This window comes from Chitinophaga rupis (assembly GCF_900109685.1).
Lineage (GTDB): Bacteria > Bacteroidota > Bacteroidia > Chitinophagales > Chitinophagaceae > Chitinophaga > Chitinophaga rupis.
The window spans coordinates 702,302-725,718 of sequence record NZ_FOBB01000001.1; the positions used below are offsets into that span (position 1 = coordinate 702,302).

Consider the following 23,417-nt stretch of genomic DNA (forward strand, 5'->3'; position numbering starts at 1 on the left):
CGATGATTTTACTACTTCACTTTCTCTTTCAGTGGGAACACTTTTAGCTACCACTTTCTGCTTTTCAGCAGGAACTTTTTTTGCAACCGGCTTTACAGCAGGCGCGATTGTTTTTTTGACAAGTTGTTTGGCCGGGGGTGCGGCGGTTGTTTTGGTGACGACAGCTTTCTTAGTGGGCGCCGATTTAGAAACTGCAGCCTTTTTAACCACGGCTTTTGTGGCAGCAGGTTTAGCAGGTTTTACCGCTACCTTGGGCGCTGCCTTTTTAACAGTTGCTTTTTTAGGTGCCGGAGCTGCCTTTTTCGCAGTTACCGGTTTGGCAGCAGGCTTTTTAGCCGCAGTTGCTTTTTTTGCTACTACTGCCGCTTTCTTAGCCGGAGCTGTCCTTTGGGTCTTTTTGCTAGCAACTTTCTTCTTTGTTGCCATGGGGATTAGCTTTTTTTGTTAACTAATACATTGAATTTAAGGTCATTCACCTCTATTTCGGTACCATCTTGTAATTGCGGCACTATTTCCAAGCTATCTGCCAAAATTTCCGTGCAAATATAGTCATTATAGTGAATAATCGCCGACTTCAGCGTATCTGATGCTGCCACTTTTACCATAATCCGGTCCGTTAATTCAAAGCCGCTATCCTTCCGGATCTTTTGTATGCGGTTCACCAGCTCCCGGGCATGCCCTTCATCCTGCAACTGTGGTGTAATGGTAATATCAAGGGCAACAGTTAATGCGCCTTTGTTAGCTACGGTCCACCCGGGTATGTCTTCGGAAATAATCTCCACATCAGACAGTTGTAACGGTAGTTGTTCACTGTCTATCAGCAGGTTGTAAACCCCATCGCGCTCTAATACTGTTATATCTGCATCCGTGAAAGCGCTAATAGCAGCTGCTACAGCTTTCATTTTTGCTCCCATCTTGCTACCCAGCGCCTTGTAATTGGGCTTAATCTTTTTCTTGATGAAGCCCTCCGTTTCCGTAAGATACTCAATACCTTTTACATTCACTTCACTTTTTATCAGGTGTTCGATCTTCTCAACCTGTACCTGCATGTGAGGGTTCAGTACCGGTATTAGTATCTTTTGAAGAGGCTGCCGTACCCTAATGTTCACCTTCTTACGCAAGGATAGTACCAGAGATGATATATCCTGCGCTAACTGCATCCTTTCTTCCAGCTCATTATCTATTGCCTCCGCTACCGGTACCGGAAAATCGGTATGGTGTACGGAAGCAGCGGTGGAACGCTGCCCTACCTTGTTCAGGTTGCCAAATAACCAATCTGCAAAGAACGGTGATACCGGCGCCATTAGCTGCGCTATCTTTTCCAGGCATTCATATAAGGTTTGGTAGGCAGATATTTTATCATGCTCATACTCCCCTTTCCAGAAACGGCGGCGGCATAAACGTACGTACCAGTTGCTTAAATGCTCATCTACAAACTCCTGTATTACACGGCCTGCCTGGGTGGGCTCATAATCATCCAGGTAGGCAGTAACCTCTTTTACCAGGGTGTTCAGGACTGAAATGATCCAGCGGTCTATTTCCGGCCGCTGCTGCAGCGGAATATAAGCTTCCCTGAATGAGAAATTATCCAGGTTGGCGTACATCGCAAAGAAGTTATAGGTATTGTACAGGGTGGAGAACAGCTTGCGCTGTACTTCCTTTATACCGTCTGTATCAAACTTCATGCTATCCCAGGGGCTGGCATTGGTTACCAGGTACCAGCGGGTAGCATCTGCGCCCAGCTCTTCTATTGTCTTAAACGGATCTATTATATTACCCAGGCGCTTACTCATTTTAACACCGTTCTTATCCAGCACTAATCCATTGGATACTACGGTTTTATAAGCTACGCTATCAAACAGCAAAGCGCCCAGTACATGCAGAGTATAGAACCAGCCACGGGTTTGGTCCACGCCTTCACAAATAAAATCGGCCGGGAAGTTCTGCTCAAAAACATCCTTATTCTCAAAGGGGAAATGCCATTGGGCATAGGGCATGGCGCCACTATCAAACCAAACATCCACCAGGTCCGGCTCGCGGCGCATGGGTTTACCATCGGCGCTTACCAGTATAATATCATCCACATACGGTTTATGCAGGTCCAGGATGCCCTGGTGCAGGTAATGTTTATTTACATCGCCGCCCAGTACTTCACTGGCCTTCCTTATTTCAGTATTCAGCTCTTCTATGCTGCCAATACATTTTTCCTCACTGCCATCTTCTGTACGCCATATCGGCAGCGGAGTACCCCAAAAGCGGCTACGGCTCAGGTTCCAGTCCACCATATTCTCCAGCCAGTTACCAAAACGGCCGGTGCCGGTAAAGGCCGGTTTCCAGTTAATAGTGGTATTCAGCTCTACCATCCGGTCTTTCAGGGCCGTGGTTTTAATGAACCAGGCATCCAGCGGATAATATAATACCGGTTTATCAGTACGCCAGCAATGGGGATAGCTGTGCTCGTATTTTTCTACTTTAAATGCGCGGTTTTCTTTTTTAAGTTTTACAGCGATGTCAACATCTACATCCTTATACTGTGGATCGTCTTTGTAATTTTTCACATATCGTCCAGCGAACTCACCCACAGTGTCCAAAAATTTCCCCTGCTTGTCTACAAGTGTGAGAATGCCGATGCCATACTTTTTACCTACGCGGTTATCATCTGCACCAAAAGCCGGGGCGGTATGCACGATACCGGTACCATCCTCTGTAGTTACAAAGTCGCCTATCAGGATCCGGAAGGGATCGCCCTCTTCCGGCTGTACATAGGGCAACAGCTGCTCATAGCGGATATTTTCCAGCTGGCTGCCCCGGAAAACGGACAGGATCTGCCAGGGAATTATTTTATCACCTTCTTTATAATTTGCAAAATCACCGTCTTCCCCTTCTTTTTTAAAGTGACGGTCTACCAGGTCTTTAGCCAGTATTACGCATACCGGCAAGTGGGTGTAGGGGTTGAAAGTGCGCACCAGCGCATATTCTATATTAGCGCCTACTGTAAGGCCCAGGTTGGATGGCAGGGTCCAGGGGGTGGTGGTCCAGGCCAGGAAAAATACCTGGTCGGTACCGGCTGCTTCAAACAGAAAGCGGGAACGGTCGCCTTCCACGGCTTTAAACATGGCTACTACGGTAGTATCCTTTACATCTTTATAACAGCCGGGCTGGTTCAGCTCAGCAGAGCTTAAGCCGCTACCGGCAGCGGGTGAGTAAGGTTGTATGCTTACGCTTTTATACAGGTATCCCTTTTTATACAGCTGCTGCAAACACCACCACAGGCTTTCGATATAGTTATTCTCAAACGTCACATAGGGCTTCTTCAGATCAACCCAGTAGCCCATTTTCTGGGTCAGCTCGTCCCATTTATCTTTATATTTTAATACCTCCCGGCGGCAGGTATCATTATATTCTTCTATAGATATTTTTTTGCCGATGTCTTCTTTTGTAATGCCCAGGCTTTTTTCCACGCCCAACTCTACCGGCAGGCCGTGTGTATCCCAGCCGCCTTTGCGTTTTACCTGAAAGCCCTTCATGGTTTTATAGCGGCATACCAGGTCTTTTAATGTACGGGAAATTACGTGGTGAATACCAGGCATACCATTGGCGCTGGGCGGGCCTTCATAAAATACAAAAGGTGTAGCGCCTTCCCTTAATGTTACGCTTTGCTCAAACGCTTGCTGTGCCTCCCATTGCTGTAGTACTTCCTTTCCTATCTGCGGTAAGTTCAACTGGTTATATTCCTGATATTGACTGGCCATAAAACAATTTCCGCCTTTTGGCGTTAATAAGACAAATCTTTAATTAAAATTGTGCAAAGTTACGAAATAGGGCGGCACCAAAATCGGAAAAAGCGTTAAAAAGAGTGGACCAGTATATGTTTTTTTAATTTTTTTCTTACTTTTACACTCGGAATCCATAGTTTTGCTTTTTTGGCACTGTTTTAGTTCAAGAGCCTGGAAGAAAATTTAAGTTCAAAACCTTAACCCAACGGACAAAACCATATCGTTTATATGAAAAAGTTGATGTTATTTTTTTGCGCTGCATTGTTCACTTCCGGCATAACTTTTGCACAACACAAATCGGTTAAAAAAGTAAAGCATACTACTGCGAAAGTGGTTGTGGCTCCCGATCCTGTAAAAGGTGCTTTTGAACAAAATTTTGCAGGTGTCACCGATGCAAAATGGAGTAAAGGTGGTTCAGGCAACTGGACAGCAAATTTCTCCAAAGAAGATGTAAAAACAATCGCAGAATATTCGGCAGATGGCAACTGGATAGCCACCCGCAGTGAGTATAAAGCTGAGCAGCTACCGGAAACAGTAGCCAGCACATTGAAAACAAAGTATCCAACAGCCACCGTAAAAGACGGCTGGAAAATAGAAAGAGCAGATGTAGCTGCTTACTATAAAGTGAATATTCAGGATAATGGTACAGAAAAGTCGGTTTTGATCAATGAAGCTGGTACCATTACAGAATAACTACACACAAATAAGTATTTCATAGGTATAGGGATAAATAGGACAGACCCTGCTCTTTTGGGCGGGGTTTTCTTTTTGTAGAAAACTGAGGAAGATTACTCACAGTTGTTGTTGTAATTACTACTGCAATACCACACTTTTTACGTTGTTAATAAGCCTGAGGGCGCCCACATTTTCGGCAGCTTTATTCAAATTTGTTATGACCTTGCTTAAGATTAATTGAAGCTCCGGTTTTCCGGCAATGTTTGTTTGCAAAATACAGCTACCTCAACGACCACATCAGTAATACATTTTGATTTCATACTGTCATATTGGCCAGTGATCATATCTGGTATTTAAATACAAAAAGCCACCGCTGTATCTGCGATGGCTTCTGGTATAATGGCGGGAAACTTACCGGCAATATGCACTAAGGTCATTGGTGTTTGAAGATTGTGCAAGAATGTATGGCTTTACTCACTTTTTGCCTGGTAAGCCTCCCTCCAATGGTCAAATCTGATAAGGAAGCTTATAAAATCGGGATAGATATCTGCCGATCGTGATACAAAGAAACGCCGAATTATCCGGGAGTGCTTACGAGATCGGGAAAAGAAATGATCGAAAAGGGAAAAGGTTGGAAAGATGGGAATATGCAGAAATGCAAATGAGGATAGATGTTCAATTAATGAATTGATAAATATATAGTTATAGAATGTGCGTATATGCAGGTGTGCAAGGGAATAGGGTAAATTGTGTACTGGTAAGGTAACTATGGTGTAGATCTGGCAAATCCAGTGTATTAGCACATCAGCGCATTCATTTGCATAGCTGTACATCTGAAACAGCTGCCCATTAATTTAACGCAGCAGCAGCTCGCAGGGCTTTAAGCCGGTATGCTTTTTAAAGGCGGTAGAGAAGTGGGAAATGCAGGAATAGCCCATGAGAATGGCTACATCGGAAACGGACATTCCTTTTTCATACAGGAGGCTCTTGGCCTTTTCCATCCGTTCTTTCTGGAAGTAATCGTAAATGGTGGTACCGTACATGGCTTTAAAGCCTTTTTTCAGGTAACACTCGTTCATAGCTACCCGGCGGGCCAGGTCGCGGATGGTAATAGGGGCATCCAGCTGCTCCAGCAAAATGCTGCGGGCTTTTTCTATCTTTTCCCGGTCCTCCATGTGGGTGAGGAAACGGCAGCCATAACGCTCGTCCGGGTCATTTTGCATGAACTGGTCAGAGCTGAATAACAGCAGCTCCAGCGCCTTGCTTTGCAGAAAAATATGCTTCAGCACCCCTTCGTAATTATGATGTACCATTTGTTCCAGCACCGATTTGGATTTGGTGCAGGGCTGTATGGTTTTTACAAAAGGCTTGCGGGATTGTAATTCAAATAAGGTAGTGGTGGTAGCGCCCTTTTGCAGGGATTGAATAAAGGCAGGCTGAAAACGCACGGTGATCATGTCTACGGAGGCCACCTTCTCTTTACAGTTGCCTTTCTGGCCCTTGGCGCACAGCTCATCTGTACAGGAGGGGTTCTGGCAGTAACGGTTACCGGCTACACAGTAACGCAGCTCCACGGCGGCAGACTGGCCTCTTTTGGCCGGCTGGTACACCACCATGGCTACATCCTCAACGGGTAAAGGTTTATCGTAGGTAAAGCGCTGCAGGGTAAAATCAAGGCAATCCGGTACGTTCACGGCATCCTGCTCTGCAAGCTGCAGCTGGTCGCTCATTGCCGGTTGTGGTATGGCCAGTGATAATATGTCCTGTAGCTCCTTCATCTCCAATTAACTGTAATTAAAAACCTCACAAATTTATGGATTCACATTTACTTAACAAATTAGTGGGGTAACAATGACAATCGGGTGATAGTTGTGGATTAAATTACACAGCAGGCTCCACCAGCCCTTTCATATTCATTATGAATGCCCTTGGTATGGATTTCGTACTACTAACCGTTATGAAGAATTCCTCCCGCCTGCAAAAGTATCTCAAGATAATCTTTATTATCATAGGGGCGTTAGTGTTAGTAGTTGTGGGTACGGGTTTATACCTGAGCCAGCACTGGAGCAATAAGCTACGCAGCCAGTTAAAAGATTACACAACAGAAATGTCGGATAGCCTGTATGTGCTCAATTATAAAAAAGTAAAGCTGAATATTCTCAGCGGCAGCCTTACTATTGACAGCGTAAGCCTGATAACCGATACTGCGGTTTATCATCATTTACAGGCGCAGCAAAAGGCGCCTTCCATGTTATATTCCTTCAGCGCAGATCGTGTATCCGTAAGCTTCTTTAAAGCCTGGCGGTATTTTATAAAGAAGGAGCTAAGCGCCGGATCCCTGGTGCTGGAAAAACCCAGTATTGTGCTGGAACAAAATGCGCGGAATGTTGATACCAGCCGGCACCGCTCCGCATATGAAAATATATCTGGCCGCATCAGATCCTTATCCATCGGCTCTTTGCGGCTGGATAGCACTAACCTGAAATATACGTATATCAAGAAAGACAGTGGCTTGATCATTACCCAGCTACACCGCCTGAGCATACATGTAAATGATCTGCTGATCGATTCTGTAGCTATGGAAGATCCATCCAGGTTCTTATATGCACGTAATTATGAGCTGCATTTACGTGCCTACCGGCACCGTACAAAAGATAGCCTGTACTGGATGATCGTGCGGGATGTGAGCTATAATGCGGCAGAACGTACGCTGCGCCTGGGCCAGTTCCGCGTAGAGCCGCGTTATGAAAAGGCTGCATTTGACCGAAAGATAAAATACCAGCGCGACCGTTATGATGTACGGCTGAATAACATTCTGGTACAGGAGCTGCAGCCCTATGCCCTACTGCAACAACAGCAGCTGTGGGCAAGGCATGTGGAAATTGAAAATGGCAACATTGAAATTTACCATAACCGCAGCCTGCCCCCTTCCGGCGAGATCAAGACAGGGCAATTCCCGCATCAGCTGCTGCAAAAGCTGGCAATACCCGTTTATGTAGATACGCTGATAGGCAAAAAGGTGGAGCTTTCCTATGCAGAGGTGAACCCTAAATCCCTGCAAACAGGCACCCTGCTGTTTAAACAGGTGCATGGCATTTTCCGGAATGTTACCAACATTGATTCCATGATCGCAAAGAATAAACACCTGGTGGCGGATATGGATGCCGTATTTATGCAAAGCGGTATGCTGCGGGCTCGCTTTGATTTCTTATTGGGGGAGCCTCATGGCGCTTTTGCCATTACCGGCCAGCTAAAGAATATGGACGGGCGGCAGCTTACGCCCGTAACAAGGCCACTGGCGCTGGTAGAGGTAAAATCGGCCCAGATACATGACCTTACTTTCAGCATGCAGGGTAATGAAAAGAGTGCTACTGCTGATGTGAAGCTGATATATGATCATTTAAAAATAAGCATCTTAAAAAAGGATGATGATACGCAGCAGCTTAAACGCAAAGGCTTGCTTAGCCTGTTTGCCAATGCGATTGCCATTAATGACAGCAACCCTTCGGATAATGGGGCAGCGGTTAAGGTAGCCCATGTGAAGTATACACGCGATCCACAGAAATCGTTCTTTAACCTGGTTTGGAAAACATTATTTGCCGGTGTAAAAGAAACCGCTATTGCTGCAAATATTAAGCTCTAAAAATGCTTTTATGAATAGTCGAAAAATCTGATATTATCCTCATATTCTTATTTTATTTGTACACCATCTATACACACCCTGCACTGCCGTGTGCCCGCATTCAAAAAAGGCATCCATGCCACCCAAAAACTGCCTGTTTTTTATTGAAATGAGGCCCATTTTCCGTATATTTGCACAATTCACGAGACATTTAATCAATTAGCATTTTTACATCAAGATATGAGCGAAGAATTAGCGCAAGTAATTGCCGCCACCAACACATATGATGCGGATAGTATTCAGGTATTGGAAGGCCTGGAAGCGGTACGCAAGCGGCCGGCCATGTATATAGGCGATATTGGTGTTAAGGGGTTGCACCACCTGGTGTATGAAGTAGTGGATAATGCCATAGATGAAGCGCTTGCAGGTTATTGTAAGAATATTGAAGTTACCATTTGCGAAGATAATTCCATACGTTGTAAAGATGATGGCCGCGGCATTCCTACCGGTATGAACACCAAGGAAGGCCGTTCTGCCCTGGAAGTAGTAATGACCGTATTGCACGCGGGTGGTAAGTTTGATAAGAACACTTATAAAGTATCCGGTGGTTTGCACGGGGTAGGTGTAAGCTGCGTAAACGCATTAAGCTCTGTGCTGCATGTAACTGTGCACCGCGAAGGAAAAATATTTGAACAGGAATACCACCGTGGCGCACCGCAATATGCTGTACGGGAGATCGGTGAGGCCGATGACACAGGTACCATTGTACATTTTAAGCCGGACACTGAAATTTTCAAGGATATTATCTACAACCGGGAAATACTGGCCGGGCGCCTGCGCGAGCTGGCTTACCTGAACCGTAAAATAAAGATTGAGCTGATCGATGAACGCGAGAAAGATGATGCGGGCAACGTAGTCAGTGAAACGTTTTACAGTGAAGGCGGTATTGTAGAATTTGTGCAGATGCTGGACCGTAATGGCCGCCGTAACTCCTTACTGCCCACTCCTATTTTTATAGAAGCGCATGAGCCAAGCTCCAATGTGGCGGTAGAAGTAGCATTGCAGTACAATGACTCTTTCAGTGAGAACATTTTCTCTTACGTAAATAACATCAATACCATAGAAGGCGGTACACATGTGGCAGGCTTCCGCCGCGCCATTACCCGTGTATTCAAAAGCTATGGCGATAAGAACAAGCTGTTTGAGAAATCAAAGATCGAGGTTACGGGTGATGACTTCCGCGAAGGGCTGAGCGCTATTATTAGCGTAAAGGTGCCGGAGCCGCAGTTTGAAGGCCAAACCAAAACCAAGCTGGGTAACTCTGATGTAATGGGTGTAGTGGACAGCGCTGTTGCAGATGTGCTGAATGCTTACCTGGAAGAGCATCCCCGCGAGGCCAAAATCGTGATCAACAAAGTAGTGCTGGCCGCACAGGCCCGTGAAGCCGCCCGTAAAGCAAGGCAGCTGGTACAACGCAAAAGCGTGTTAACCGGCAGCGGCTTACCCGGTAAGCTGGCTGACTGCTCTGAAAATGATCCCGGAAAATGTGAGCTGTACCTGGTGGAAGGAGATTCCGCAGGTGGTACCGCTAAACAGGGCCGCAACCGTGCTTTCCAGGCTATATTGCCATTAAGGGGTAAGATCCTGAACGTAGAAAAAGCTATGGAGCACAAGATCTATGAGAACGAGGAGATCAAGAACATTTTTACCGCACTGGGGGTGACCATTGGTACGGAGGAAGATGATAAAGCGCTGAACCTGACCAAGCTGCGGTACCATAAGCTGATCATTATGACCGATGCCGATGTGGATGGCAGCCACATTGCAACCCTGATCCTGACCTTTGTATTCCGTTATATGAAAGCCCTGGTAGAACAAGGGTATGTATACATTGCACAACCGCCATTATACCTGGTTAAAAAGGGTAAGGAACAGGAATACGCCTGGACGGAAGAACAGCGCAAGGCTGCGGTAAGCCGCATAGCCGGTGAAGGGAAGGAAGAGAATGTAGTGATACAGCGTTATAAAGGTTTGGGTGAAATGAACGCAGAGCAGCTGTGGGAAACTACCCTTAACCCCGAGCACCGTACGCTGAAACGGGTAACTATTGAAAGCGCTGCGGAAGCAGATCGTGTATTTAGTATGCTGATGGGTGATGAGGTACCTCCACGCAGGGAATTCATAGAATCCCATGCCAAATACGCTAAAATTGACGCTTAACCGTATATCGTTATACGTTATAAATAAAACCCCGGGTATAATGCCCGGGGTTTTTGTTTATATATACTAATTAATGCACCCGTTTTAGCTAAATGCTACAACTGGTGGAGGGACAGCAAGTTGGTCAAACTCATCCGTGAAAAATGCCTATAATTAAGCGTTTCAACATGTTAATATTGCTGAACCAATTTAGCAAAGCCAGATTATTGATTATCAAAAAACTATAGCGAAAATCGTTATTTTATTAAAAAAACTTATAGGTTATTTATGTAATCTATTGCAAATATTACTATCTTGCACTCAGATTTATACCTATACCGAAAGCAATAAAGCGATAAACCTATACCTATGAAATTATCCCGAGTGGCGGCCATTTTTATGGTGGCTGCAATGATCTTCAGCGCCTGTAAGAAGGACGATGCTCAACCTGAAGCGATATTTTCATTTACATTCGAGGGTAAACAATATGTATCCAGCGGCACTTCCGCTTACTACTCTGATACCGTAATTACCGGTAAGAAAACACTGGTGATCGATGGGGTTACCAATAATTTTAAGGAACACATGCAGCTTATGATCACTTCACCGGATGGTGAAATGCCAGTAGGCACTTATGGTGGTTCTGCAGCATCGTTGATGCCAGTAACAGATTCAACGGAATCAGGTTATATAGGCGTATCAACTATAAACGTACAAATTACAAGCATTAATAGTAAACGTGCCGAAGGTACTTTCTCCGGCACATTAAGTAAAAGTGGTGAAACAGAAAAGCCATTAACGGACGGGACTTTTAAAGTCAACATTAACTAGATCATCGTTTTTTTTGAAATCTTTTTCCATCGACACGCCCCGCCTTTCCAGGCGGGGCTTTTTAATTACTTAACAGGCACTGCCTGCGGCCATCTGCGGCCTGCTCTCTTGAATACGTTGTTATTATTACTACCATAGTGCCGTACATGCTCCTGTACGCTACCCTTTATCTTTTTTCTCCACATCCATCCCAGCACACCGGCTGTAATTGCCAGCCCCAGTCCAATACCTTTCAACAAAACACTGGACTCTATTGCATGTTCTCCGATTTTAATCTGACTACGCATAACATAAGGTTTTGGTGACACATAGGTTATACCAAAACAATGCCATGCTGTATTGCACAGCATGGCATCTATTGTTAAAGAGAACTTAATTAATTTATTTAATAGTAAACACAGTCCTTACCTCTGCACGGATCTTAATGGTTTTGAAATCAATGTCAGATTCTGCAGCTTCCGGTGCTACCCGTGACTGTGCCATCATATATGTATTTACCTGCTGGTAGGGCCTTACTACATCACTGTAATTATCTGTATTTATATCCTGCACTTCCAGTATACCGGCAATGCTTTCATCAATAGCGCCTAACAGGTAGGTGGCTTTAGCTTTAGCTGCCTGTATGGCTTTCATTTTTACCTCTTTGCGATACTCTTCCATTTTACTGTGTGTGTAAGATGAAATGTTTACGTTAGAGATGCCTTCATCATCTACCCCTGCCAGTATAATATTGGTTTTATCCAGCCTGTTAAGCTTTAAACGGTATCTCTTTTCTGCCAGGAAATCAGGATCGTTCTTCTTTTTGCCCCTCCACCAGTCGGGATTAAAACCAGATACATTTTCAATGGTAAGATTTTCCTTGGGAATGCCTGCATTTGCCACTGCCTGTTGCAGCTGTTTTTCCAGGGTACTGATGTCTACCTTATTGGTTTTGTTCTTTGACTGATAGTATTCTTTAAGCGTGATGCTGAGATAGATCTCGTCCGGGGTGATCTCCATTTCTGCGGAGCCGTTCACCTCTATCTTCTTTACGGGAGGTTTATTATCTGTTTGCTGTGCCCAGGTGCTTACTGTTAACAATAATCCGGCTAATACTAACATTACCTTTTTCATATGATTTGTTTTAAATGATGTGTATTCCTTTTTACAACAGCATGATGCAGGTTGCGGGATGGATTCCATAAAGGGTTTAAAAAAAGTTTTTAATGATGCTACGGAGGGTGGAACGGATGGGCGGGGGATTATGTTACACGTAGTTAATTTCTTGCGTCTTCCATTGCTTTCAGGAAGTTGTACAGGTCTGTCATAGTGCGGATACGCTCTACTACCAGCATAAAATTCTTACCTACCTGTTTTAAACGGGCATTGTTTACGCGCGTTTGCACATAGGTGAGTATATGATTAAAGGTGGGTGATTCAAAGTAAGGGGAATCCGGGTTGTTAATGAAATAACAGCGCAGGGTTTCTTCTTTCAGCATCATTTTCTCAAAGCCCAGGGCTATGGCCATCCAACGGCAACGGATCATGGTCAGCAGGTCATTTACCGGCTGTGGCATAGGCCCAAAGCGGTCCTGCAGGCCGGCGGTAAATTCCTTCAGCTTATCTTCCAGGGTAATGTTATCTAATTCCTGGTACAGGTTCAAACGTTCCTGAATACTTTCTATATAACTGTCGGGGATCAGTATTTCCAGGTCGGTATCAATGGTACAATCGCTGACAAAATCTTTCTTTTGCTCCAGCTGTTCCTTGAACAGATCACGGAACTCATTTTGCTTCAGCTCGCGGATGGCTTCATCCAGGATCTTCTGGTACATATCAAAACCTATTTCCGCTACAAAGCCGCTTTGCTCTGCGCCTAACAGGTTACCGGCGCCGCGTATATCCAGGTCGCGCATAGAGATCTGGAAGCCGCTACCCAGCTCACTGTGCTGTTCCAGTGTTTGCAGGCGTTTGCGGCTATCGGCCGGTAAGGTGCTTACCGGTGGCGCCAATAAATAGCAGAAGGCCTTTTTATTGCTGCGGCCTACGCGCCCGCGCAGCTGGTGCAGATCACTTAAGCCAAAATGGTGCGCGTTATTAATGATAATGGTATTGGCATTGGGAATATCCACTCCGCTTTCTACTATGTTGGTACATACCAGCACATCATACTTACGGTCTATAAAATCCAGGATCACCTCCTCCAGCTTATGACCTTCCATTTGCCCATGCGCCGTAGCAACAGCCAGGTCGGGGCAAAGGCCGCGGATAAGGGATGCCATCTCACCCAAACCATGTACGCGGTTGTATACAAAATATACCTGCCCGCCCCGTTCTGCTTCAAAGTAAATAGCATCGCGGATCAGGTCATGGTCAAATACATGCACTTCTGTTTCAATGGCCTGGCGGTTAGGCGGCGGTGTGTTTATGATAGAGAGGTCGCGCGCACCCATGAGGGAGAACTGCAGCGTACGCGGTATAGGCGTAGCCGTTAGTGTGAGCGTATCTACGTTCACCTTTATCTGCTTCAGCTTTTCTTTGGCTGATACGCCAAACTTTTGTTCCTCATCCACAATCAGCACACCCAGGTCTTTAAACTTCACATCCTTACTTAACAGGGCGTGTGTGCCTACAATGATATCAATTTTCCCCTCTGCCAGCTTTTGCAGGGTTTCTTTCTTTTCCTTGGCTGATTTAAACCGGTTCAGGTAATCGACCGTGCAGGGGAAATCCTTTAAGCGGTCTGAAAATGTTTTGTAGTGCTGAAAAGCCAGGATGGTAGTGGGTACCAGTATAGCGGCCTGCTTACCATCCACCAGGCTCTTAAAGGCTGCCCGTACGGCTACTTCTGTTTTACCAAAACCTACATCGCCACACACCAGCCTATCCATAGGGTGTGGTGATTCCATGTCGCGCTTTACATCGGCAGTAGCCTTGCTCTGGTCCGGTGTATCATCATAAATAAAAGAGGCTTCCAGCTCTGTTTGCAAATAGGTATCCGGCGAGTGGGCAAAGCCTTGCTGCGCTTTACGGGCGGCATACAGGCGTATAAGGTCCTTGGCAATATCCTTTACCTGGGTTTTAGCCTTTTCCTTCAGCTTATCCCATGCATCGCTGCCCAGCTTATTCACGCGCGGTTCCACGCCTTCCTTACCGGTGTACTTGCTGATCTTGTGCAGGGAGTTGATGTTTACATACAACAGGTCGTTGTTCTTGTAAATAATGCGGATAGCTTCCTGCATTTTACCGCCTACCTCTATTTTCTGCAGGCCGCTGTACATGCCTACGCCATGATCAATGTGCGTTACAAAATCGCCGGACTGCAGCTCCCGCAAGGTTTTCATGGTAATAGCCTTATTCTTGTTATAGGCCTGTTTTACCTTGTACTTGTGGTAGCGCTGGAAGATCTGGTGATCGGTATAACATACCAGCTTTAAAGTATGATCTATAAACCCATGGCCAATGGCTACGGGTATGGGATAGAAAACGAACTGCGCTTTCAGGTCTTCAAAAATGCTGCGCAGCCGTTCCAGCTGGCGGGCATTTTCTGCAAATATGAATAACGTGTATTTGTTATTGTTATGCTGCGATAGGTCTTTTAACAGCATTTCAAACTGCCGATTAAACACCGGCTGCTCCTGCGTTTCAAAGGTTATAACCGTAGCAGGGCGGCCGGTTTCCTGCCACCAGTTGCGGTTGCCAAATACTACACAGTGGCGCTGTAACAGCTGCTCCATGAGCACGGATGCTTTTACAAAATCATCTTCCGTAAGCATCATGTCCTCATCTTCATCCACCTTTACCTTATTGCCGGTTTGCAGCCAATCGTCCAGGCGCTGCTCCATTTGCTGTATCACCTCCTGCACATAACCCGGGTCTTTCATCCACACCATGGTATTGGCCGGCAGAAATTCTGTGAGCGCGGTTTTATGGTGATCTTTAGCATGGGTATCCATGTTGGCGATCAGCGTTACCTGGTTCAGCTTACGCTCACTCAGCTGCGTTTCCGGATCAAACAGGCGGATGGAATCAATATCTTCCCCAAACAGCTCAATACGGTAGGGCTTATCGTTGCCAAAAGAATAAATATCCAGGATACCGCCACGCACAGCATACTGGCCGGGCTCATACACAAAATCAGTGTAATGAAAACCCCAGCCAACCAGCTTTTCCAGCAGATCATCTACCTTCAACACATCGCCCACCTTTAACTGCACCATGTTGGTGTTAAAAGCGGTAGAGCCGGCTACCTTTTCCCACAAAGCTTCCGGATAGGTGACCAGTATTTTTTTACGGATAACGCCGCCTGAAAACTTCATGAGGGCTTCTGTACGCAGCATGCTATGGCTGCTGTTCAGCTCCTGGAACTGGCCGGTTTTTTTAAAGGAATCCGGGAAGTAGAAAATATCCAGCGCCTGGCTTAGCTGTTCCAGGTCGTTATGGAAGTAGGCTGCCTCTTCCTTATCATTTAAAATAAAAAGGTGATTCGCATTTTCCATATTTGCCCAGGCGGTAACAGCTACGAAGTTAACAGCGCTGCCGGTAAGGCCTGTAAGCTGGAAATATTGCGGAGCGGGCATATGTAGCCCTTTCACCAGCTGCTGCAGGCGGGGGTCTCGTTGAAAAAGCTGTAAAACACCCTGTAGATTCATGAAGGGTGCAAAGATAGTAATTTTTTAGTCCATGGTCTATAGTCCATGGTCCATTGCCTGGTACATATTGTAGTGGTGCGATCCTTTTCCGGCATTACCATGTAGTACACAAGCTTTTGAAAAGGGCTATGGACTGTGGACCACGGACCATCGACTTTTTTCCCTATATTTAATAACACAAATACACCCCATATGCTGGAGCAATGGTACAACGGTACGGTTACCAGAATTGTAGATGAAACCTACAATACACGCCGCTTCTGGATACAGATACCGGATATGGACCTTTTTGATTTCAAGCCCGGACAGTTCGTTACCCTGGACCTCCCGATTCATGAGAACAAGCATAAACGATGGCGCAGCTATTCCATTGCATCGCACCCGAATGGCAGCAATGAAATAGAGCTGGTGATCGTATTGCTGGAAGGCGGGGCCGGCACCACTTACCTTTTCAATGAAATAAAGGAAGGCAGCAGCCTATTGCTGCGTGGGCCTTTGGGCAAATTTGTGCTGCCGGAGGTGCTGGATAAAGACCTGTTCCTGGTGTGCACGGGTACCGGCATTGCGCCGTTCCGGTCTATGGCTAAATACATTCACCTGCACAACATTCCGCATAAAAATATTTACCTCATTTACGGCAGCCGCTATATTAAAGACCTGCTATACCCCGGCGAAATGGGAGAACTGCAGGCAGCACATCCGGGATTCTACTACCTGCCAACCTTATCCCGTGAGGACAGTACAGACTGGACCGGGCGTAAAGGATACGTACACACTATTTATGAAGAAATGCTGGAAGGCGGCAATAAACCCGCTAATTTTTTCCTGTGCGGCTGGAAGAATATGATCAATGAGGCCAGGCAGCGCATACTGGACCTGGGATATGACCGTAAGGACATACACCTGGAACTGTACGACTAAGGGATCAGCAGTTAAAACCTATACTATCTTTTGCCCAGGGAACGGGATAACCGCCATAGCGGGTGGTAGACATAAAAGTTACAGAATAGCCTTCAGCACACGCTCCCTTACTTCAGCCAGCGGAATACGCTCCTGCTCCATACTATCGCGGTAGCGGATAGTAACTGTGTTATCTTCCTTCGTCTGGTGATCAATGGTTACGCAGAAAGGCGTACCGATGGCGTCCTGGCGGCGGTAGCGCTTACCAATGGCATCTTTCTCCTCATAAAAACAATAGAAGGAAGACTTGCATTCATCCATCAGCTGACGGGCTATTTCAGGCAAACCATCCTTTTTGGTAAGTGGGAAGATGGCCAGCTTAATGGGGGCCAATTTTGCCGGGAAATGCATTACCACGCGGCTGTCCGCCTTTTCGGGGGTGCTCAGGTCCTGCTCTTCGTAGGCATTGCATACGGTTAAGAGGAACATACGATCTAACCCGATAGAGGTTTCAATTACATAGGGAATGTAATTCTGGTTAATCTCCGGATCAAAATACTGAAGCTTTTTCTTGCTGTATTCCTGGTGGTTTTTGAGGTCAAAATCTGTACGGCTATGGATCCCTTCCACTTCCTTAAAGCCAATGGGAAATTCATATTCAATATCCACGGCAGCATCTGCATAGTGAGCCAGCTTTTCGTGGTCTTTGAAACGGTAGCTGGTGGCGGGTGTGCCCAGGCTCTGGTGCCATTTCATACGTTCTTCTTTCCAGTAGGCATACCATTCTTTCTGGGAGCCGGGGCGAATGAAGAACTGCATTTCCATTTGCTCAAATTCGCGCATACGGAAAATGAACTGGCGGGCTACGATCTCATTCCGGAAAGCCTTTCCTATCTGGGCAATACCAAACGGAATTTTCATGCGGCCGGTCTTCTGCACGTTCAGGAAGTTCACAAAAATACCCTGGGCTGTTTCCGGGCGCAGGTATATTTCGCTGGCTTCGTCTGTTACGCTACCCAGCTGGGTAGAGAACATGAGGTTGAACTGGCGTACATCCGTCCAGTTATTGGTACCGCTTACGGTACATTTTATATTGTTGGATTCTATGAGCTGTTTAAGGCCTGCGTAGTCGTTCTCTTTCAGCAGGTCGTTCATTTTTTGCAACAGGGCATCGCCGGCTTCCGGGGTCAGGGTTTCTGCATGCGCTTCCAGCAAGTGATCTACGCGGTAGCGTTTTTTGCTATCCTTGTTATCGATCATGGGATCGCTGAAATTATCCACGTGGCCGGAGGCTTTCCAGGTAGTAGGGTGCATGAAAATGGCGGCATCAATGCCCACAATGTTCTCGTGCATCTGGGTCATGCTCGTCCACCAATAGTCACGTATATTCTTCTTCAGCTGTGCACCGTACTGACCATAGTCATATACCGCGCTTAGCCCGTCGTATATTTCACTGGATGGGAAAACGAATCCGTATTCTTTACAATGCGATATGATCGCCTGGAACTTGTTCTGATCTGTTGCCATAGTGGCGCAAAGATAAGGGGAATGTGAGAATGTGCAAATGTGCGAATATGCAGATGTGCAAATGGATTAAAATTATTTTAATGTATTGATGGTCAGCCAGTTGAAGTCATTCTCTGCGTACCTGCGCATCAATTCATTGTTTCCTCTTCCACCTCCACCTGCTTGATCCATACGGCATATTCATTCGGGTAAATGCGGGCCCCAAAGTGCTGTACATATACCCGGGTAAACTCTGCCCCAAAGTAAAGGATAGCTGCCGAATAATATACCCATAGGAGGATTATAACGATGGAACCTGCGGCGCCATAGGTAGAGCCAACCTTGCTGGCACCCAGGTAAACCCCGATGGCAAACTTACCCAGCATAAACAGGATGGCCGTGGCAATGGAGCCTATGATCACATCACGCCAGCGGATACGGGCATCCGGCAATACTTTAAAGATAACAGCAAACAGGGCGGTGATCACTGCAAAGGTAATGGCCAGGTTCACCAGGTAAATAACAACCATGCCTACCTGCGGGAACAGATTGGCCAGGCGCTGGTTAAAGATCTCTATGATACCATTCACTACCAGGGATACCAGCAGTATGAACCCCATGCTTATTACCAGTGAAAAGGACTGCAGGCGGTTCATAATCATGCGCACCAGGCCTTTACCCTTTTTGGGCTTGGATTTTAGCCGCCAGATGGTATTAATGGAATCCTGTATTTCTGCAAACACGCCGGTAGCGCCAATGAACAGCGTTACAAAACCCACGATGGTGGCCCAGCTCATATCCTGCGAGAGGGAGGCATTCCGGATCATTTGCTGTACCTGGATGGCGGCCTCGCTGCCTACCAGGCCCTTGATCTGGCTGTACAGGGTGCCTTCTATGGCTTCCCGGCCCAGGAAAAGGTCGCAGAAAAAAATGATCACAATCAGCATGGGCGCCACGGAGAAAATAGTGTAATAGGCCAGGGAGGCACTTAACTTCAGCACCTTGTCGTCAATAAAATCGCTGAAGGTTTGTTTAAGTATAGTCCAGTAAGTTTTTATCCCGGTAGAGAGCTGCATATGTAGAATTTTTCAGGCTGACAACATGTGGTGATCCAAAATCGTACCTGCAAGGCAGGTTCAGGGCCTGAGCGGATCATTTCAGTTTTTCATTCTGCTGATGCCTGGTAGCATCCCGGATGTTCTTTTTATCAAAATTCTTTTCCAGGGCTACCGTCATATCAATGCCGGTTTGGTTGGCAATGCAGAGCAGCACCCACATCACATCCGCCAGCTCATCGGCCAGGTCTTTCTTTTTATCGGTTTCTTTAGCGGATTGATCGCCATACTGGCGGGCCATAATACGGGCTACTTCGCCTACTTCCTCCGTTAAAATGGCCATATTGGTGAGCTCACTGAAATAACGCACACCCGTGGTGTTGATCCATTGATCTATTTTTTCCTGGGCTTCCTGTATGGTCATGCTCATGGCTTTATTTCCTTAAAGATAAAGGATTGGGTTATATTAGCGGCAACCTATTGTATGCATATGAAACCATTTTCCCTTTTATTAATAGCCGGCGCCGCGCTGGCGGTTAGCTGCCAGCAAAGCGGTACTACTACTGACCACACCAGTGACAGCACCCTTACACAAGGCGATACTGCAACTACTGCCAGCACCAGCCCTTTAGCTACCGGGTTGCAATGTTTTACGCAGGTGGTAGGGAAGGATACCGCCTTTCTGCACCTGGAAGCCGCCAATGACAGCATTAGTGGGCAGCTGGAATACCACCGTTATGAAAAGGATTCCAATAAAGGAGACATTAAAGGCAGCTTACAAGGCAACATCATTACCGTGCAATACCATTTTATGAGCGAAGGTATGATGAGCACCCGCCAGGAGGTATTTAAGCTGGATGGAGAGCGTCTGTACGCAGGCCTGCCCGCTTCTTTTGATGAACAGGGTGCGCCTGTTTTTGAAAAAGACCCAGCCAATATAAAATTTGATACAACACCTTTTGTAAAAGTTCCCTGTCCTTAAGGGCACGCGTATACGAAGCAGCTATCATTGCGCAGCGTGGCGTGTTATAATCTGCCGGGGATTACTCCCTTGCCTGGGTATCTATGGTAATGGTCACCGGCCCGTCGTTTAGCAGGGCTACTTTCATATCTGCGCCAAAAATGCCCATTTGCACGGGTTTGCCCAGGTCCTGCCCCAGCTGCGTAATCATTTTTTCATACATGGGAATGGCAATTTCCGGCTTACTGGCGCGTATATACGAAGGACGGTTGCCTTTTTTAGTGCTGGCGTGCAGGGTGAATTGGCTTACCAGCAAAATACCGCCACCAATTTCTTTAACGGACAGGTTCATTACCCCGGCTTCATCGCCAAAAATGCGCAGGTTTGTTATTTTATTACTCAGCCAGGTAATATCTTCCTGGCCATCTGCATCCTCAATACCCACGAATACCAGCAGTCCCGGCCCTATTTCACCGGTAATTTTCCCGTCAACCGTAACAGATGCCTGTGTTACCCGTTGTATAACTGCCCGCATATTCAATAATTTTTGTGCGGAAGTTAATAAATTGCATACATGCAACCGGATATTTCCAGTGAGATCAGTTTCCGCACCGCCCGCAGCGGCGGCAAGGGCGGACAAAATGTGAACAAGGTGGAAACCATGGTGGAAGGTTATTTTAATGTACCCGCATCTGCCCTGTTAACCCCTGAACAAAAAACCCTAATACAGGAAAAGCTGGCCAACCGTATTAATGCGGAAGGCGTGCTGCAGGTACGCTCCCAGGAGGCCCGCACCCAGCTGGCCAATAAGCAGCTGGTAGTTAAAAAAATGCAGGAGCTGGTACATAAAGCCTTAATAGTTCCTAAAAAACGAAAGGCTTCCAAACCCAGCAAAGCAATGATAGAAAAGCGGCTGCAGCTCAAAAAACGCCTGTCGGATAAAAAACAAATGCGGCGGGGCGGGATGGAATAATAACGCTTACTTTTGATCAAAATTCAGGGCATTGAGCATTAAATCACTGGCAGGACAAACCATTTACTACGGATTAAGTAATATAGCGAGCAAACTGCTCAACTATTTCCTGACGCCATTTTACCTGGGAATAATTACCCCTGCCGACTTTGGGGAGATGAACAACGTGTATGCCTACATTCCCTTCATGAATATTGTGCTTACCTATGGTATGGAAACGGCCTTTTTCCGCTTTGCCAAAAAGGATAACCGGCAGCAGGTGCTCAGCAGCGCTACTATTTCCCTGCTGATCTCCACGGTAAGCGTGACCCTTATATTATTCTTATTACGCGGCCCGGTAGCCCATTCCTATGCGGGTAACCTGGCGGGGTTAACAGCCCATCCCGGATTTTATTACTATATAATACTGGTCATGGCGTTTGATGCGCTAACGGCTATTCCCTTTGCACAGCTACGGCTGGAGGGGCGGCCCATCCGTTATGCCGCCATTCGTATAGCCGGTATTGCCGCCACTGTTTTCTTTAACGTGTTTTTCCTGTACCTGTGCCCCCTGCTTTACCAGGCAGGCCACCACTGGGTGCCCAATGTGCAGGTGAATGCAGATCCGCTGGGGTATGTGTACCTGAGCAATATGCTGGGCAGCGGCCTTACCTTGCTGCTATTTGTGCCGCAGATCTTAAAGATCGAATGGAAGTTTGATGCTGCCCTGTGGAAGCAAATGGTACAATATGCCCTGCCGCTGATCATTGTAGGTATGGCCGGTATGGTAAATGAAACCTTTGACCGGGCCTGGTTTCTGCCACAGTTCCTGCCGGGCAATGATATGGAAGCTAAAAAGGTGATCATAGGGCTGTACAGCGCCAATTACAAGCTGGCCATCCTCATTACCATGTTCATACAGGCATTCCGGTTAGGGGCAGAACCTTATTTCTTTAAACAGGCGGAGGGCGAAAACCCGCAGCGGATATATGCCCGTATTATGAAGCTATTTGTAATACTGCTTTGTTTTATGTTCCTGTTTGTAAGCCTGTACCTGAATGTGTGGAAGATATTTTTACGCAAACCTTTCTACTACCAGGGTATGCGCATAGTGCCGGTGCTGCTGCTGGCCAATATGTTCCTGGGTATTTATTATAACCTTACCATCTGGTTCAAGCTTACGGACCGTACGCGGGCAGGCGCTGTTATTACACTGATCACCGCTGCGCTGGCCTTTTTATTTAACTACTGGTGGATACCTATTATGGGCTATTATGGCGCTGCGCTGGCCACTATGGTATGTTACTTTATTCAGATGGCAGTTTGTTATGTATGGGGGCAAAAACATTACCCGGTACCTTACCATCTGCCCAGGATCCTTACCTATATTACCCTGGCGGTAGTTACCTGGTATGTGTTCCACTTACTGAATACCCACCTGCTTTCCCCCGGAAATATATATGCTTTAAAACCACTTTCGCTGATCGTAGCTACCCTTTTATTTGCAGCATACGGCTGGTTTATACTGCGCATGGAGCGCAAAGAGTTTCAGCGGCTGCCCTTCATTGGGAAGTACCTCCGATAGCAATAAATAATAAAGGGGCCTGCATGTACATGAAGTGCATGCATAACGATTATTATTTATTCATTCTTCATTATTAATTATTTCAGGAAAGGATTGTGTAGTTTCTCGAACCCAATAGTAGTGGCAGGGCCATGCCCGGGATACACCTTTACCGCATCGGGTAATACAAACAGCTTTTGACGGATGCTGTTCAAAAGGGTTTGATGATGGCCACCCGGCAGGTCTGTACGGCCAATGCTCTGGTAAAAGAGCACATCGCCCGCAATTACAAACTGTTCCTGCGCGCAGTAGAATGATACGCTGCCCGGGGAGTGCCCGGGTGTAAGCAGCACCTCCAGCTCATAGGCGCCCAGGGTTATTTTTTCCCCTTCTTCCATATAACGGGCAGGCATAGGCGAAGGTTCAAAAGGTACGTTATACATAGCGCCTGCCTGGGGGGAACGATCCAGCACCGGCTGTTCCAGCTTATGGATCTCCAGCCCTACATTAAAGGTTTTTGCTATAAGGCGGTTCCCAAAAATATGATCCAGGTGACAGTGCGTATTTAGCAGGCGGGTAACATTTAACCCCTCTTTTTCGATATACTCCAGTAATTCTTTTCTTTCTTCCTCAAAATAACAGCCAGGGTCTATAATTATGCAATCCCTTTTTTCGTTAATAAGCAAATAGGTGTTCTCCTCGAATGGATTGTAGGGGAAATATTTGATTTCAATCATTGTTACCC

18 protein-coding genes and 1 pseudogene are annotated in these 23,417 nt (G+C 46.4%); 9 read left to right on the plus strand and 10 right to left on the minus strand.

Going from position 1 to position 23,417, the window contains the following annotated elements; all coding sequences use genetic code 11:
* Window positions 1-31: 31 nt before the first annotated feature.
* Window positions 32-448: a hypothetical protein gene (locus BMZ54_RS33300; RefSeq protein ID WP_238386469.1), complete on the plus strand. Its 417-nt coding sequence runs from the start codon at window positions 32-34 to the stop codon at window positions 446-448.
* Here BMZ54_RS33300 and ileS read toward each other — a convergent pair.
* A complete protein-coding gene (ileS, locus tag BMZ54_RS02725; protein WP_089906605.1) occupies window positions 432-3,752 on the minus strand; it encodes an isoleucine--tRNA ligase in 3,321 nt (1,106 codons plus the stop codon). The two genes, BMZ54_RS33300 and ileS, sit on opposite strands and share 17 nt — an antisense overlap.
* A 252-nt stretch (window positions 3,753-4,004) precedes the next feature.
* Here ileS and BMZ54_RS02730 point away from each other — a divergent pair, with 252 nt between their 5' ends.
* Entirely contained in the window at window positions 4,005-4,469 is a 465-nt protein-coding gene (locus BMZ54_RS02730) for a PepSY-like domain-containing protein (RefSeq protein ID WP_089906606.1), read from the plus strand.
* Window positions 4,470-5,305: 836 nt separating this feature from the next.
* On the opposite strand, the gene BMZ54_RS02735 is transcribed toward BMZ54_RS02730, so the two are convergent.
* A complete protein-coding gene (locus BMZ54_RS02735; RefSeq protein ID WP_089906607.1) occupies window positions 5,306-6,229 on the minus strand; it encodes a helix-turn-helix domain-containing protein in 924 nt (307 codons plus the stop codon).
* Between the two features lie 179 nt (window positions 6,230-6,408).
* Here BMZ54_RS02735 and BMZ54_RS02740 point away from each other — a divergent pair, with 179 nt between their 5' ends.
* From BMZ54_RS02740 to BMZ54_RS02750, 3 genes are all read left to right on the plus strand, one after another.
* Entirely contained in the window at window positions 6,409-8,094 is a 1,686-nt protein-coding gene (locus BMZ54_RS02740) for an AsmA family protein (protein WP_089906608.1), read from the plus strand.
* A 219-nt stretch (window positions 8,095-8,313) separates the two neighbouring features.
* Window positions 8,314-10,293 carry a DNA topoisomerase (ATP-hydrolyzing) subunit B gene (gene gyrB, locus BMZ54_RS02745; protein ID WP_089906609.1) on the plus strand — a complete coding sequence of 660 codons (1,980 nt, stop codon included), beginning with the start codon at window positions 8,314-8,316 and terminating at the stop codon, window positions 10,291-10,293.
* A 348-nt stretch (window positions 10,294-10,641) separates the two neighbouring features.
* A complete protein-coding gene (locus BMZ54_RS02750; RefSeq protein WP_089906610.1) occupies window positions 10,642-11,103 on the plus strand; it encodes a hypothetical protein in 462 nt (153 codons plus the stop codon).
* Between the two features lie 65 nt (window positions 11,104-11,168).
* On the opposite strand, the gene BMZ54_RS32680 is transcribed toward BMZ54_RS02750, so the two are convergent.
* The 3 genes from BMZ54_RS32680 to mfd form a co-directional block, all read right to left on the minus strand.
* Complete coding sequence (locus BMZ54_RS32680) at window positions 11,169-11,390, minus strand: hypothetical protein (protein ID WP_143080886.1); 222 nt, start codon at window positions 11,388-11,390, stop codon at window positions 11,169-11,171.
* Window positions 11,391-11,484: 94 nt separating this feature from the next.
* On the minus strand, window positions 11,485-12,216 hold the full coding sequence (locus BMZ54_RS02755) for an SIMPL domain-containing protein (protein WP_162277453.1): 732 nt from the start codon (window positions 12,214-12,216) through the stop codon (window positions 11,485-11,487).
* 143 nt (window positions 12,217-12,359) lie between these two features.
* Window positions 12,360-15,734: a transcription-repair coupling factor gene (gene mfd, locus BMZ54_RS02760; RefSeq protein ID WP_089906612.1), complete on the minus strand. Its 3,375-nt coding sequence runs from the start codon at window positions 15,732-15,734 to the stop codon at window positions 12,360-12,362.
* A gap of 192 nt (window positions 15,735-15,926) precedes the next feature.
* On the opposite strand from mfd, the gene BMZ54_RS02765 reads away from it, so the two are divergent.
* Entirely contained in the window at window positions 15,927-16,655 is a 729-nt protein-coding gene (locus tag BMZ54_RS02765; protein ID WP_089906613.1) for a ferredoxin--NADP reductase, read from the plus strand.
* 78 nt (window positions 16,656-16,733) lie between these two features.
* Here BMZ54_RS02765 and BMZ54_RS02770 read toward each other — a convergent pair whose 3' ends face one another.
* The 3 genes from BMZ54_RS02770 to BMZ54_RS02780 all read right to left on the minus strand — a co-directional run bounded on the left by BMZ54_RS02770 (window position 16,734) and on the right by BMZ54_RS02780 (window position 19,619).
* Complete coding sequence (locus tag BMZ54_RS02770) at window positions 16,734-18,161, minus strand: glycine--tRNA ligase (protein WP_089906614.1); 1,428 nt, start codon at window positions 18,159-18,161, stop codon at window positions 16,734-16,736.
* Window positions 18,162-18,289: 128 nt separating this feature from the next.
* A complete protein-coding gene (locus BMZ54_RS02775) occupies window positions 18,290-19,216 on the minus strand; it encodes a YihY/virulence factor BrkB family protein (protein ID WP_089906615.1) in 927 nt (308 codons plus the stop codon).
* Between the two features lie 76 nt (window positions 19,217-19,292).
* On the minus strand, window positions 19,293-19,619 hold the full coding sequence (locus tag BMZ54_RS02780; RefSeq protein WP_089906616.1) for a nucleotide pyrophosphohydrolase: 327 nt from the start codon (window positions 19,617-19,619) through the stop codon (window positions 19,293-19,295).
* Window positions 19,620-19,685: 66 nt separating this feature from the next.
* Here BMZ54_RS02780 and BMZ54_RS02785 point away from each other — a divergent pair, with 66 nt between their 5' ends.
* Complete coding sequence (locus BMZ54_RS02785; RefSeq protein WP_143080887.1) at window positions 19,686-20,177, plus strand: hypothetical protein; 492 nt, start codon at window positions 19,686-19,688, stop codon at window positions 20,175-20,177.
* 61 nt (window positions 20,178-20,238) lie between these two features.
* Here BMZ54_RS02785 and dtd read toward each other — a convergent pair whose 3' ends face one another.
* On the minus strand, window positions 20,239-20,691 hold the full coding sequence (gene dtd, locus BMZ54_RS02790) for a D-aminoacyl-tRNA deacylase (protein WP_089906618.1): 453 nt from the start codon (window positions 20,689-20,691) through the stop codon (window positions 20,239-20,241).
* 57 nt (window positions 20,692-20,748) lie between these two features.
* On the opposite strand from dtd, the pseudogene arfB reads away from it, so the two are divergent.
* Both arfB and BMZ54_RS02800 read left to right on the plus strand, forming a co-directional pair.
* Window positions 20,749-21,129 (plus strand): annotated as a pseudogene (arfB, locus tag BMZ54_RS02795) (alternative ribosome rescue aminoacyl-tRNA hydrolase ArfB); the annotation flags it as partial.
* Between the two features lie 31 nt (window positions 21,130-21,160).
* Window positions 21,161-22,693, plus strand: a complete 1,533-nt coding sequence (locus tag BMZ54_RS02800; RefSeq protein WP_089906620.1) for an oligosaccharide flippase family protein — start codon at window positions 21,161-21,163, stop codon at window positions 22,691-22,693.
* Window positions 22,694-22,770: 77 nt separating this feature from the next.
* On the opposite strand, the gene BMZ54_RS02805 is transcribed toward BMZ54_RS02800, so the two are convergent.
* The gene (locus tag BMZ54_RS02805) at window positions 22,771-23,409 is read right to left on the minus strand and encodes an MBL fold metallo-hydrolase (RefSeq protein WP_089906621.1); all 639 of its coding nucleotides are present in this window, start codon (window positions 23,407-23,409) and stop codon (window positions 22,771-22,773) included.
* Between the last annotated feature and the right edge of the window lie 8 nt (window positions 23,410-23,417).